Here is a 15,207-nt window from a genome sequence, read left to right as displayed (position 1 = left end):
GTGTCGACCTGGACTGGTCGGCGCTTTACGCGGGCCGCAACGCGCGCACGATCGACCTGCCCACGTACCCGTTCCAGCACGACCACTACTGGCTGACCGGCACCGGATTCGGCGGCGACGCCACCGTCCTGGGCCAGCGGCCGGCCCGCCACCCGATGCTCGGCGCCGCCGTCAGCCTGCCCGGCGGCAGCCTCGCCCTCACCGGCCGGATCGACCCGTCCGCGCTGACCTGGCTCGGCGACCACCGGGTCCACGACACCGTGCTGTTCCCCGGCACCGGCTTCGTCGAACTGGCGATCCGGGCCGGCGACGAGGTCGGCTGCGGCCACCTCGAGGAGCTCACCCTCCAGGCCCCGCTGATGGCCGACGGCCCGGCCGTGCTGCGGGTCGTGCTCGGCCCGGCCGACCGCGGCCGGCGCACCGTCGAGATCCACTCGCAGGCCGGTGACTCCTGGCACCGCCACGCCACCGGCAGCCTCGCCGACCGAACGCCGGCCCTTGCCCCGCTGGACGGCACCTGGCCCCCGGCCGGCGCCGAGCCGGTCACCCTCGACGGGCTGCACGACGGCCTGCTCGCGGCCGGCCTCGACTACGGCCCCGCGTTCCAGGGCCTGACCGCGGCCTGGCGGTCCGGCGACGACGTGTACGCCGAGATCACCCTCCCCGGCGAGACCAGGCCGGACGGCTACGGCCTGCACCCCGCCCTGCTCGACGCCGCCCTGCACGCGATCGGCCTGAGCGGCCTGCTCCCCGACGACGGGACGGCCCGCCTGCCGTTCGCCTGGAACGGCGTCACCCTGCACGCCACCGGAGCGACCCACCTCCGGGTGCGGCTGACGGGAGCCGGCAACGGTGCGATCGGGCTGCTCGCCTACGACGCCGCCGGCGCGCCCGTGCTCACCGTCGACGCCCTCGCCCTGCGCCCGTTCGCGGCCGACGTCCCCCGGACACCGGCCGTGGCCGACGCGCTGTTCACCGTCGCCTGGAACCCCGTGACCGCGCCGCAGGCCGAGCCGGGCCCCTGGCTCGCCGTCGGCACCCCGGTGGCCGGGCTGGCGACCGTGCCCGGCCTCGGCGCGCTGCCGGATCCCGTACCCCCGGCGGTCTTCCTGACCATCGACGAGCCCGCCGCCGACCCGGTGACCGCGGCACACGCCAACGCCGAGCGGGCGCTCACCGTCGCCCGGGAGTGGCTCGCCGACCGCTTCGACGGCGCCCGCCTGGTCGTCGTCACCCGGCAGCCCACCGCGCAGGGCCTGATCCGCTCGGCCCAGTCCGAGTCGCCCGGCCGGTTCGTCCTGCTGGACGCCGACCCGGCCGACCTGACCGCCGCCCACCTGTCCGCGGCCGCCACCGGCGCCGACGAGCAGTTGGCGCTGCGCGACGGCGACCTGGCGACGCCACGCCTGGTCCGCGCGGCCCCGGCCGACGCCACCGGCACCGCGTTCACCGCCGACTCGGTGGTGCTGGTGACCGGCGGGACCGGTGCGCTGGGTGCGCTGGTGGCCCGGCATCTGGTTGCCGTGCACGGTGTCGGGCGTCTGGTGCTGACCAGTCGGCGTGGCCTCGACGCGCCGGGTGCGGTCGAGCTGCGGGATGAGTTGGGTGCCGAGGTCGTGGCGTGTGATGTCGCGGATCGTGCGTCGGTGGCGGCGCTGCTGGCGGAGTATCCGATCACCGCGGTCGTGCACACCGCGGGTGTCGTCGACGACGGTGTTCTGGGCAGTCTGACGGCCGAGCGGCTGGCGGGCGTGCTGCGTCCGAAGGTGGACGCGGCGACGCACCTGGACGAGCTGACCCGTGACCGTGAGCTGACCGCGTTCGTGCTGTTCTCCTCGGCCGCCGGCGTCCTGGGCTCGCCCGGCCAGGCCAACTACGCCGCGGCCAACGCGTACCTGGACGACCTCGCCGCCCGCCGCCGCGCGGCCGGCCTGCCCGGCCACTCCCTGGCCTGGGGACCGTGGGCGTCCGAGGGCATGGCCGGCGCGCTCGCCGCGCCGGACTCGGCCCGCATCTCCCGCTCCGGCATCGTCCCGCTCACCGAGCAGGAGGGGCTGGCGCTGTTCGACGGCGCCCTCGCCTCCGGGGCGTCCGTCCTGGTTCCGATGCGGGTCGACCCGGCCCGCCTGCCCGGGACCGGGCTGCCCCCGGTGCTGCGCGGCCTGGTCCGCGCCCGCCGCCGTACCGCGTCCGCGGCCACCGGCACCGCCGGCCTGGCCGCCGACTTCGACACCGTGCTCGCCGCCGTCCGCACCGAGGTGGCCGGGGTGCTCGGCTTCGGCTCGGCGGCCGACGTCGGCGCCCGGGCGTCGTTCGCCGACCTCGGTTTCGACTCGCTGACCGCCGTCGAACTGCGCAACCGGCTCGCCGAGGTGGCCGGGCTGCGGCTGCCCGCCACCCTGGTCTTCGACTACCCGTCGCCGGAGGTCCTCGCCCGGTTCGTCGTCGGCGAGCTGGCCGGCGGCGCCGCCGTCGAGATCGCCGCCAAGACCGTCGCGCCGGTCGACGAGCCGATCGCCATCGTCGGCATGAGCTGCCGCTACCCCGGCGGCGTCGCCTCACCGGACGACCTGTGGGACCTGCTCGTCGCCGGCGGGGACGGCATCTCCGGCTTCCCGGACGACCGTGGCTGGGACCTGTCGACGCTGTTCAGCGACGACCCGTCCAAGGCCGGCACCTCGTACGTCCGCGAGGGTGGCTTCCTGCACGACGCCGCCATGTTCGACCCGGCGTTCTTCGGGATCAGCCCGCGCGAGGCGGTCGCCATGGACCCGCAGCAGCGGCTGCTGCTCGAGGCGTCCTGGGAGGCCGTCGAGGGCGCCGGCATCGACCCGTCCGGGCTGCGCGGCTCGCGGACCGGCGTGTTCGCCGGCGTCATGTACCACAACTACGGCTCCTGGCTGGCCGAGATCCCGGAGGAGGTCGAGGGCTTCCTCGGCACCGGCGCCTCGTCCAGTGTCCTGTCCGGGCGCGTCTCCTACGTGTTCGGCCTGGAAGGCCCGGCCATGACCGTCGACACGGCCTGCTCCTCGTCGCTGGTCGCCATGCACCTGGCCGCGCAGTCGCTGCGCCGCGGCGAGTGCGAGCTGGCGCTGGCCGGCGGCGTCACCGTGATGCCGACACCGGACACGTTCGTGAACTTCTCCCGGCAGCGCGGCCTCGCCGCCGACGGGCGCTGCAAGTCGTTCGGCGCGGGCGCCGACGGCACCGGCTGGGGTGAGGGCGTCGGCGTCCTCGTCCTCGAACGGCTCTCCGAGGCCCGGGCCAACGGGCACCGGGTGCTCGCGCTGCTCCGCGGCTCGGCTGTCAACCAGGACGGCGCCTCCAACGGGCTCACCGCACCCAACGGCCCGTCGCAGGCCCGGGTGATCCGTCAGGCGTTGGCCGACGCCGGGCTCGCAGCCTCCGAAGTGGACGCCGTCGAGGCGCACGGCACCGGAACCACGCTGGGCGACCCGATCGAGGCGCAGGCGCTGCTCGCCACCTACGGCCAGGAGCGGGCCGGGGAGCCCCTCTACCTCGGCTCGCTCAAGTCGAACCTGGGCCACACCCAGGCGGCGGCCGGCGTCGGCGGCGTGATCAAGATGATCCAGGCGATCCGGTACGGGACGCTGCCCCGCACCCTGCACGCCGACGAGCCCAGCCCGCACGTCGACTGGGAATCGGGTGACGTCTCGCTGCTGACCGCGGCGCGGGACTGGCCGGCCGTGGACCGGCCGCGCCGGGCGGGCATCTCGTCGTTCGGGATCAGCGGCACCAACGCGCACGTGATCATCGAGCAGGCCGCCGAGGAGCACGCGCCGCGGCCGATGGCGCCCGCGCTTCCGGTGCTGCCGCTGGTGGTCTCCGGGCGTACGCCGCAAGCGTTGCGGGACCAGATCACCCGCCTCGCCACCCACCTGGACGGCGCCACCGGCGCCGGACTCGGCGACCTGGCCCGGACCGCCGCGCTCGGCCGCGCCCAGCTACCGCACCGCGCGGTCGTGGTCGCGGCTGACCGCGAGGGCTGGCGGGCCGCCCTGGCGCAGGCCAAGCCGGTCGCCGTCACCACGGGTGGTCTCGGTGTCCTGTTCACCGGCCAGGGCGCGCAGCGCGCCGGCATGGGCCGTGAGTTGTATGAGGCGTTCCCGGTGTTCGCGTCGGCGTTCGACGAGGTCTGCGCCGCCCTGGACGGCCCGGTCAAGGACGTCGTGTTCGACGGCGGCGACCTCCTGGACCAAACAATGTGGACCCAAGCAGGCTTGTTCGCTCTGGAAACGGCCCTGTTCCGGCTGGTCACCTCCTGGGGGATCAAGCCGGACTTCCTGGCCGGTCACTCGGTCGGCGAGATCGTCGCGGCCCACGTGAGCGGCGTGCTGTCCCTGCCGGACGCGGCCAAGCTGGTGTCGACTCGTGGTCGTTTGATGCAGGCGTTGCCGGCGGGCGGGGCGATGGCCGCGCTGGAAGCCGCCGAGGACGAGATCGTCGGTATCGACGTTGCGGCGGTCAACAGCCCCGGCTCGGTGGTGGTTTCCGGCCCCGAGGCTGCGGTTGACGCGCTGGTGGGGCGGTGGAAGGCGGCTGGTCGGCGGGCGCGGCGTTTGACGGTGAGTCATGCGTTTCATTCGGTGTTGATGGAGCCGATGCTGGCCGAGTTCGAGGCGGTGGCCGCGACGCTGATCTACCACCGGCCGCAGATTCCGGTGGTGTCCAACGTGACCGGCACGCTGATCGAAGAGTTCGACGCCGCCTACTGGGTGCGGCATGTGCGGCAGGCGGTGAGGTTCGCCGACTCGGTGACGTTCATGGCCGGCGAGGGTGTGTCGAAGTTCCTGGAGCTGGGTCCGGACGGGGTGCTGTCCGGGATGGGTCAGCAAACCGTGGACGCCCTGTTCGTGCCCGGCCTGCGCCGCGACCGCGACGAGCCGCAGACATTGCTGACCGCAGTCGGCAGGCTCTGGGTCGGCGGCGTCGACCTCGACTGGACCGCCCTGCTGGGCGGCCGCGAGTCCGGCCTCGCCGCCCTTCCCACCTACGCCTTCCAGCGCGACCACTACTGGCTGACCGGACCCGCCACCGGCGGCGACGTCACCTCGGCCGGCCTGGGCGCCACCGGCCACCCGCTGCTGACCGCTATCGTCGCCCTGCCCGACTCCGACGGCCTGGTCCTCACCGGCAGGCTCGCCCTCCCGGCCCAGCCCTGGCTCGCCGACCACCAGGTGATGGGCGCGGTCCTGTTCCCCGGCACCGGCTTCGTCGATCTGGCGATCCGGGCCGGCGACGAGGTCGGCTGCGGCCACCTCGACGAGCTGATGCTCCAGGCGCCGCTGGTGCTCACCGAGCCGGTCGCGATCCGCGTGCTGGTCGGCGCCGAGCAGGACGGCCGCCGCACGGTCAGCATCCACTCGCAGGCCGGCGACTCCTGGCTCTGCCACGCGGCCGGCACGCTCAGCGCCGCCGCACCCGAGCCGCACCCAGCCGACCCGGCCTGGCCACCGGCGGGGGCGCAGGCGCTCGACATCGAGGACGTCTACCCGCGCCTCGCCGAGGCCGGCCTCGGCTACGGCCCCGCCTTCCGCGGCCTGCGGGCCGGCTGGAAGCTCGGCGACCAGGTGTACGCCGAGATCCGGCTCCCCGACGGCGGCAAAACCGAGGGGTACGGCCTGCACCCCGCCCTGCTCGACGCCGCCCTGCACGCGATCGGCCTCGGCGACCTGTTCCCGGACGACGGCCAGGCCCGCCTGCCGTTCGCCTGGAACGGCGTCACCCTGCACGCCACCGGCGCCACCCACCTGCGGGTGCGGATCACCCCGGCCGGCGGCAGCGCGGTGGCCCTCGACATCGCGGACGGCACCGGCGCCCCGATCGCCTCGGTCGCCTCGCTTGCCCTGCGCGCCGCCGCCCCGGCGGCACCGACGACCGGCGCCGACCTGCTGTTCGCCCTGGACTGGGTGCCGGTCACCGGCACCGCCGCGACGGACCGCTCCTGGGCCATCCTCGGCCCGGACCCGCTGGAGCTGCGCTCGGCGCTGAAGCGGGCCGGCCTCGACCCGGCCGAGCCGGCCGGCCTGCCCGAGCTGCTGGCCGCCCCGGTGATCCCGGACGTGGTGCTGATCGGCCACGCCGGCACGGCAGGCACCGGCCCGGCCGCCGCACACGCCGCGACCCTGCGCACGCTGGAGACCATCCAGGCCTGGCTGGCCGACGACCGGCTGAGCGGCTCCCGGCTGGTGTTCGTCACCTCCGGCGCGGTCGCGGCCGGCCCCGGCGACGCGGTGCCCGACCTCGAGCACGCCGCCCTCTGGGGCCTGGTGCGCTCGGCACAGTCCGAGCACCCGGACCGGTTCCAGCTCGTCGACCTGGACGACCCGGCCCGCCTCGCCGACGCGGCCGGCTCGGCCGAACCGCAACTGGCGCTGCGCGGCGCGGACCTGCTCGCGCCACGGCTGGTCCGGCACGCCGTGCCGGACGCGGAGCCGGCGGCCGCGTTCGGGCCGGAGTCGACCGTGCTGATCACCGGCGGCACCGGCGCCCTGGGCGCCGCGCTGGCCCGGCACCTGGCCGTCCGGCACGGCGTGACCCGGCTGGTGCTGGCGAGCCGCCGCGGCCCGGACGCGCCCGGCGCCGCCGAACTGCGCGACGAGCTCGGCGCCACCGTCGTGGCCTGCGACGTCACCGATCGGGCCGCGGTGGCCGCACTGCTGGCCGAGCACCCGATCACCGCGGTCGTGCACACCGCCGGCCTGCTCGACGACGCGATGATCGACACCCTCGACCCGGACCGGCTGGCCGCGGTCCTGCGGGCCAAGGTGGACGCCGCCCGGCACCTGCACGACCTGACCGCCGACCGGCCGCTGACCGCGTTCGTGCTCTACTCCTCGGCCGCCGGCCTGCTCGGCAACCCGGGCCAGGCCAACTACGCGGCGGCGAACACCTACCTGGACGCGCTCGCCCAGCACCGGCGGGCGGCCGGCCTGCCGGCCCTGTCGCTGGCCTGGGGCCTGTGGCAGGACGGCGACGGCATGGCCGGCGCGATCGGCGGCGGCGAGACCGCCCGGATGAACCGGGCCGGGGTCGGCGCGCTCAGCACCGAGCAGGGCCTGGCCCTGTTCGACGCCGCGCTGGCCGACTCCGCCCCGGCGGTGCTGGCACCGATCGCCCTGGACCTGGCCACCCTGCGCAGCCACCCGGAGCTGCCGGCCCTGTTCGGCACGCTGGTGCGGCGCCGGGTCCGGCGCACCGCCGCGGCCACGGTCGCGGCCGGGCGCCGGGAGCAGCTGGCCGCCCTGCCCGCCGAGGAGCGCGAGCGGGTGCTCACCGAGCTGGTGCACGCCGAGGTCGCCGCGGCGCTCGGCATCACCGACCCGGCCGAGATCACCGCCGAGCGGGCGTTCCGGGACCTCGGGTTCGACTCGCTCACCGCGGTCGAGCTGCGCAACCAGCTTGCCGCGCTGACCGGGCTGCAACTGCCGCCCACCCTGGTCTTCGACCACCCGACCCCGGCCGAGCTGGTCGTCCACCTGGTCCAGGAGCTCACCGGCGAGGCGGGCGAGCTGCCGGTCTTCGCCCAGCTGGACCGGCTCGCCACCGAGCTGGCCGCGGCCCGCCCGGACGAGGGCCAGCACGCCCGGATCACCGCTCAGCTGCGCGCCCTGCTCGCCGGCCTCTCCGGCGACGAGCAGGACCGCGAGGAGCAGGTCGCCGACGTGATCGACGCGGCCAGCGACGAGGAGATGTTCGAGTTCATCGGCCGCGAGTTCGGCCTTTCCTGACCTGCGGGGGATTCAATTCAATGAGCAACGAGGACAAACTCCGGCACTTCCTCAAGCAGGTCACCACCGACCTGCACCAGACCCGGCAGCGGCTGGCCGACCTGGAGGGCCGCTCCAGCGAGCCGATCGCCATCGTCGGCATGGCCTGCCGGCTGCCCGGCGGGGTCACCGACCCGGACGGGCTGTGGGACCTGGTCGCGAACGGCCGCGACGGCATCACCGGCTTCCCGGACGACCGGGGCTGGGACATCGACGCGGACGGGCGCACGCTGCGCTGCCGCAGCGGCGGCTTCCTCGGCGACGTGGCCGGCTTCGACCCGCAGTTCTTCGGCATCTCGCCCGGCGAGGCGCAGGCGATGGACCCGCAGCACCGGCTCACCCTCGAGGTGAGCTGGGAGGCGCTGGAACACGCCGGCATCGACCCGGCGTCGCTGCGCGGCACCCCGGCCGGGGTGTTCGCCGGGCTGATGAACAACTCCGACTACGTGTCGGCGCTTACCGAGATCCCCGAGGGGGTCGCGCCGTTCCTGGGCACCGGGAGCACCGGCGCGATCGTCTCCGGGCGGGTCGCGTACACCCTCGGCCTGCAGGGCCCGGCGGTCACGGTCGACACGGCCTGCTCGTCGTCGCTGGTCACGCTGCACCTCGCGGCCCAGGCGCTGCGGCAGGGCGACTGCACGCTCGCGCTGGCCGGCGGCGTCACCGTGATGAGCTCGCCGACGACGTTCTTCGAGCTGGAACTGCTCCAGGGCCTCGCGCCGGACGGCCGGTGCAAGTCGTTCGCGAAATCGGCGGACGGCACCGGCTTCGCCGAGGGCGTCGGCATGCTGGTGCTGGAACGGCTCTCCGACGCGCAGCGCAACGGCCACCGGGTGCTCGCCCTGGTCCGGGGTACCGCGGTCAACCAGGACGGCGCCTCCAACGGGCTCACCGCGCCGAGCGGGCCGGCCCAGCGCGACGTGATCCGGGCCGCGCTGGCCGGCGCCGGCCTGCCCGCCGACCACATCGACGCCGTCGACGCGCACGGCACCGGCACCACCCTCGGCGACCCGATCGAGGCCCGCGCACTGATCGACACGTACGGCCGGGACCGCGACGGGGAACCGCTCTGGCTCGGCTCGCTCAAGTCCAACCTCGGGCACACCCAGGCCGCCGCCGGCGTCGCCGCGGTGATCAAGATGGTGCAGGCGCTGCGGCACGGCGAACTCCCGCCGACCCTCAACGTGGACGAGCCGACCCCGGCCGCGGACTGGTCGGCCGGCACGGTCCGGCTGGTCACCGAGCGCCGCCCGTGGCCGCAGACCGGCCGCCCGCGCCGGGCCGCGGTGTCCTCGTTCGGCCTCAGCGGCACGAACGCGCACGCGATCCTGGAGCAGGCCCCCGCCGCGGAGCCACAGGCGGCGACCGAGGAGCCGACCGGCCCGGTGCCGCTGCTGCTCTCCGCCCGGACCCCGGGCGCCCTGCGCGGCCAGGCCACCAAGCTGCGCGACTTCCTGCGTGACCGGCCCGACCTGAGGCTGGATGCGGTCGCCCGCGAGCTGCTGGCCGGCCGCGCCACCTTCGACCAGCGCGGCGCCGTGCTGGCCGCCGACCACGAAACCGCGCTGACCGGCCTGGCCGCCCTCGCCGCCGGCGAGCCCGACGGGACCGTCGCCGTGTCCGGCACGGCTCCACCCGTACGCCCGAAGGTCGCCTTCATCTTCCCCGGGCACGGCTCCCAGTGGGCCGGCATGGCCGCCGGTCTGCTCGGCACCGAGCCGGTCTTCGCCGCCACGGTCGCCGAGTGCGACGCCGCGTTCGCCGAGTTCCAGGACTGGTCGGTGGCCGCCGTGCTGCGCGGCGACCCGGACGCGCCGGCCTGGGACCGGATGGACGTCGTGCAGCCGACGCTGTTCACCATGATGGTGTCGCTGGCCGCCCTCTGGCGCGCGTACGGCATCGAGCCGGACGCGGTGCTCGGCCACTCGCAGGGCGAGGTCTCGGCCGCGTACGTCGCCGGCGCCCTCACCCTGCGCGACGCGGCCCGGATCACCGCCCGCCGCAACGTCGCCCTCTGCTCGCTGACCGGCCGCGGCGCGATGGCGTCCGTGCTGGCCGGCCCGGACGAGGTGACCCGCCGCCTGGCGAAGTACGGCGACCGGCTCGCCGTCGCCGCGCACAACGGCCCGGCCGCCTGCGTCGTCTCCGGCGACCCGGACGCGGTCGAGGAGTTCGTCGCCGGGTGCACCGCCGACCGGCTGCGCGCCCGGGCCATCCGCGGCGCCCGCGCCGCCGGCCACTCCGCACAGGTCGCGGCCCTGCGCGACGGCCTGCTCGCCGACTTCGACGGCGTCGAACCCGCCGCCGCGCCGATCGCGTTCTACTCCACCGTGGCCGGCGCCGCGCTGGACACCACCGAACTCGACGCCGAGTACTGGTACCGCAACGCCCGGCAGACCGTGCGGTTCCACGACGCGGCCACCGCGCTGCTCGCCGACGGATGTCAGCTGCTCCTGGAGATCAGCCCGCACCCGGTGCTGACCGTCCCGCTGCAGGGCATCGTCGACGCCGCCGACCGCCCGGTCCCGGTGGTGCGGACCCTGGCCCGCGACGACGGCGGCCCGGCCCGGCTGCGTGCCGCGCTCGCCCGCGCCGCCTGCCACGGCGCCCCGGTCACCTGGGACACCGTGCTGCCCGCCGGGCCGCGGGTGCCGCTGCCGACGTACGCGTTCCAGCGCAAGCGCTACTGGCTGGACACCCGGGCCGGCGCCGGCGACGTCACCGCGGCCGGCCTCGAATCCGCCGGCCACCCGCTGCTCGCCGCCCTGGTCCGCCCCGCCGGCGCGGACAGCCTGCTGCTCACCGCCCGGCTGTCGCTCGCCACCCAGCCCTGGCTCGCCGATCACGCCGTGGTCGACACCGTGCTGCTGCCCGGTACCGCGTTCGTCGAGATGGCGCTCGCGGCGGCCGAGGCGGCCGGGTGCGGCGGGGTCGAGGAGCTGACCCTGGCCGCGCCGCTGGTGCTGCCCGAGCACGGCGGCGTCACCGTGCACGTCACCGCCGGCGAACCGGACGGGGCCGGCCGGCGCCGGCTCACCGTGTTCGGCAGCGACGGCGAGGACTGGATTCCGCACGCCACCGGCACCCTCGGCACCCCGGCCGCGCCGGACCAGTCGTTCGACTTCACCGCCTGGCCGCCGCCCGGCGCCGAGCCCCTCGACCTGGACGGCTTCTACCCGCGGCTGAACGCCGCCGGGATCGGCTACGGCCCGGCGTTCCAGGGCCTGCGCGCCGCGTGGCGCTCCGGCGCCGAAACGTACGCCGAGGTCGCCGTCGACCAGCCGACCGACGGCTACGGCCTGCACCCGGCCCTGCTGGACGCGGCCCTGCACGCCGGCATGGTCGGCGCGGACGTCGACGACTCGGTTCCGCTGCGCCTGCCGTTCGCCTGGACCGGCCTGGCCCGCTCCGGCGCGCCCGGCAACCGGCTGCGGGTCCGGCTCGTCCAGGGCGCCGACGACGTCCGCCTCGAGGCCGCCGACGACACCGGCCGCCCGGTCTTCGCCGCCGCCTCGCTGCTGGTCCGCGAGGTCTCCGCCGAGCGGCTCAGCGCCTCGGCCGGCGGCCGCCACGACTCGCTGTTCACGGTCGAGTGGACCCGGCTGGCCCCGCCGCAGGCCGCGCCCGGCCCGCACGCCGAGATGGTCGAGCTGGCCACCGGCGGCACCGGCCCGGAGGCCGCGCACGCCGCCGTCGCCGCCGCCCTGCGGCTGATCCAGCAACGGCTCGCCGACGACCGGCCGCTGGTCGTGGTCAGCCGGGGCGCGACCGCGGCCGGCGGCCCGCCGGGCGACCTCGCCCAGGCGGCCGCGCTCGGCCTGTTCCGCTCGGCGCAGGCCGAACACCCCGGCCGCTTCGGCCTGATCGACCTGGAGGGCGACGGGCCGGTCCCGGCCGCCGCCCTGGCCGCCCTCGCCGCCGGGGAGACCCAGGTAGCGGTCCGCGACGGCGCGCTGCTCGCGGCCCGGCTGACCCGCCTGCCCCGCGGGGACGACCCGGCGCCGGCCTTCGACCCGGCCGGCACGGTCCTGGTCACCGGCGCCTCCGGCACGCTCGGCGCGCTGACCGCCCGGCACCTGATCGGCGCGCACGGCTGCCGGCACCTGCTGCTGGTCAGCCGCCGCGGCGCCGCCGCACCCAACGCCGCCGAGCTGTCCGATCTGGACGCCGAGGTGACCCTGGCCGCCTGCGACACCAGCGACCCGGCCGCCCTGCGCGCGCTGCTGGACGCCATCCCGGCCGAGCACCCGCTCACCGCCGTGGTGCACAGCGCCGGCGTGCTGGACGACGGCGTCGTCGAGTCGCTCACCCCCGAACGCCTGACCGGGGTGCTGCGCCCCAAGGTGGACGCCGCCTGGCACCTGCACGAGCTGACCCGCGACCTGCCGCTGAGCGCGTTCGTCCTCTACTCGTCGGCGGCCGGCGTCGCCGGCAACCCGGGCCAGGGCAGCTACGCCGCGGCGAACGCCTACCTGGACGCCCTCGCCGAGCACCGCCGCGGGCTGGGCCTGCCGGCGACGTCGCTGGCCTGGGGCCTGTGGAACGACCGCAGCGGGATGGCCGGCGACCGGACCGACGAGGAGTTGGCCGCCAAGCTGCGGCCCGGGATGGCCGGGCTGGACAGCGACGAGGGCCTCGCGCTGTTCGACGCCGGGCTCGCCTCCGGGCGGCCCGCGTTGGTGCCGATGCGGCTCGACCTGGCGTCGCTGCGGGCCACCCTGGACGAGGTGCCGCCGCTGCTGCGCGGCCTGATCCGGCCGGCCGCGCGGCGCGCCGACGGGCCGGCGGGCGGCGCCGCGGAACAGTTCCGGCGCGGATTCGAGGCCACCGCCGCGGCGGACCGCCCGGCCGTGCTGCTGGACCACCTGCGCAGCCAGGTCGCGGCCGTGCTCGGGCTGGCCGGGCCGGAGGAGGTCGACCCGGACCGCGCGTTCCTGGAGCTCGGGTTCGACTCGCTCACCGCGGTCGAGCTGCGCAACCGGATCGGCGCCGCGGTCGGCTTCCGGCTGGCACCGACCATCGTGTTCGAGAACCCGACCCCGAGGGCGCTGGCCGATCACGTGGCAGGCGCGTACGGCGAACGGGCCGGGGGAGCGGCCGCCGGGGGACCGGCCGGCGCGGGCAGCGTGTTCGGCGCGATGGCCGGGCAGGCGGTGGCGAGCGGCCGGCTGGCCGAGTTCGTCGGCGTCCTGCAGGCCGCGTCCGAGTTCCGGCCCACCTTCACCGACCCCGCCGAGCTGACCGGCGAGCTGGCCGTGGTCCGGCTCGCGAAGGGCCCGGCGCCGACCGCCGTGGTCTGCATCCCCTCGGTGCTGGCCATGTCCGGACCACACGAGTACGCCCGGCTCGCCGCCGCCTTCCGCGAGGTCCGCGACGTGGACGTGCTGCCGGCACCCGGCTTCCGGGCCGGCGAGCTGTTCCCGGCCGGCATACCGGCCCTGGCCCGCGCCCACGCCGACGCCCTCCTCGCACACGCCGCGGGCAGGCCGGTGGTGATCCTGGCCCACTCGTCCGGCGGCCTGCTGGCGCACGCCCTCGCCGAGGAGCTGATCGGCCGCGGCGAACCGCCCGCGGCGCTGGTCCTCATCGACGTGTACGGCCCCAGCCGCACCGCGTTCGCCGGGATCGAGAACCGCCTGGCCGGCAGCATGGGCGGCGACGCCGACGGCCTGCTGCCCGCCGACGACGCGCGGCTGACCGCGATGGCCGGGTACTTCCGGCTGTTCACCGACCGGCGGCTGACCCCGCTGGCCACCCGGAAGCTGCTGGTGCGCGCCGCCGAGCCGCTGCCCGGATGGACCGACACCGACGACTGGCGATCCACCTGGGCCGACGCGGACACCGTCGAGGACACCGCCGGCGACCACTTCTCGATGATGGAGGACCACGCCGAGAAGACCGCCGCCGTCGTGCAGGAATGGCTCGCCGCCACCGTCGACAGCTGAGCCGGCGACCGTCGGGTGGAGAGATTTCTCAACCCGTTTCTCCACCCGGCGGACCAGGCCCGAAATGGCCTCGAGAAATAGATTCTAACCACCAAAGACACGGGAGGAACCATGAGCGACGCGATGCAGGAAGCGCTGCTGGTCAGTGGCGCTCTGTTGGCCATTGTCCTGCTCACGCAGGTCGGCAAGCACCGGTTCGGCTGGATCAAGTGGGGCATCTCGATGGCGTTCGTCGGATACCTGTACTGGGACACCTACGACCGCACCGCATTCACCACCCCGAATGTGACGGCCGGCGCGCTGGGCATCGCCGCCGGAACGGTCATCGGCATTCTGCTGATGCGCGTCATGCGGGTCTACCGGCACGCCGGCAATCAGCGGATCTACACCAAGGCGGGCTGGGCCTACCTCGGCATCTGGCTGGCCGTGCTGCTCGCCCGCACCGCATTCCTGTTCGCCCTGGAGAACTGGGACGCCTTCGCCGAGAGGTTCGGCCGCTGGATGCTCGAGCAGCGGCTCGACTCGGACGGCATCGCCGCGTTCTTCGTGCTGATGGCGATGACCATGGTGGGCTACCGGACGATGGTCTGCCTGGTCCGCTGGCGGCGCCTCGAGCGGACCCCGGCGGCGACCGTGCGGGACCGCGCCGACGCCCGCGGCAAGGTCACCGTCGGCTGACGACCAATCCCCGGAACAAGCCGGCCCTGACCGTCCCCCGCGGTCAGGGCCGGCCCAGGTCGTTCTGGTACGCGTAACGCACCGCGTCGACCCGGTTCTTCGCCCCGATCTTCAGGAACGCGTTGTTGATGTGCGTCTTCACGGTGGTCTCGCCGATGAACAACTCGGCGGCGATCTCCGCGTTGCTCAGGCCCGCCGTGATCAGCGAAAGCACCTCCACCTCCCGGGCGGTCAGGCCGTCCGGGAGGTTCTTCCTGCGCGCGGCCGGCGCGGCGGGCGACAGCGGCTCGCTCAGCGCCGCCACCAGGCGCCGGGACACGGTCGCGTCGAAGGTGGACTGCCCCTCCGCGGCCGACCGGATCGCCGCGGTGATCTGCGCCCGGGTCGCGTCCTTGGTCAGATAGCCGCGCGCCCCGGCCCGCATGGCCGCCGCGATCGATTCGTTGTCCGCATAGGTGGACAGCACCACGACGTTCGCCTCGGGGTCGGTCGCCACGATCTGCCGGGTCGCCTCGGCGCCGTCGAGCACCGGCATCCGCAGGTCCATCAGCACCACGTGCGGCGACGTCTCGCGGGCCAGCCGGACCGCCTCGGCGCCGTCGCCGGCCTGGCCGACCACCTCCACCTCGTCGATCAGCGTGACCAGCGCGACCAGTCCTTCCCGGACGATCGCCTGGTCGTCGACGACCAGGACGCGGATCCGCTCCGCCCCAGAGCGCTGCATTTCGGCCACCTCCCTCTGCGGTAACCCACCCTATCGGCCGCAAATGACCCCGAACGCCACCAGGCCCCAG

General features: G+C 75.6%; 4 protein-coding genes. 3 read left to right on the top strand and 1 reads right to left on the bottom strand.

Annotated elements, in window-relative coordinates:
• The 3 genes from AB0F10_RS23000 to AB0F10_RS22990 form a co-directional block, all read left to right on the top strand.
• Positions 1-7,751: SDR family NAD(P)-dependent oxidoreductase (locus AB0F10_RS23000; protein WP_360628447.1), on the top strand; the 7,751-nt coding region annotated here is incomplete at its 5' end.
• A gap of 20 nt (positions 7,752-7,771) precedes the next feature.
• Positions 7,772-13,735, top strand: a complete 5,964-nt coding sequence (locus tag AB0F10_RS22995) for a type I polyketide synthase (RefSeq protein ID WP_360628444.1) — start codon at positions 7,772-7,774, stop codon at positions 13,733-13,735.
• Positions 13,736-13,846: 111 nt separating this feature from the next.
• Positions 13,847-14,413: a hypothetical protein gene (locus AB0F10_RS22990; protein ID WP_360628442.1), complete on the top strand. Its 567-nt coding sequence runs from the start codon at positions 13,847-13,849 to the stop codon at positions 14,411-14,413.
• Between the two features lie 43 nt (positions 14,414-14,456).
• Here AB0F10_RS22990 and AB0F10_RS22985 read toward each other — a convergent pair whose 3' ends face one another.
• On the bottom strand, positions 14,457-15,137 hold the full coding sequence (locus tag AB0F10_RS22985) for a response regulator transcription factor (protein WP_360628439.1): 681 nt from the start codon (positions 15,135-15,137) through the stop codon (positions 14,457-14,459).
• Positions 15,138-15,207 lie beyond the last annotated feature (70 nt).

The organism is Actinoplanes sp. NPDC026623, from assembly GCF_040638275.1.
Lineage (GTDB): Bacteria > Actinomycetota > Actinomycetes > Mycobacteriales > Micromonosporaceae > Actinoplanes.
Note: the sequence above shows the minus strand (reverse complement) of the source record. Positions and strands in the feature narration are given on the sequence as shown.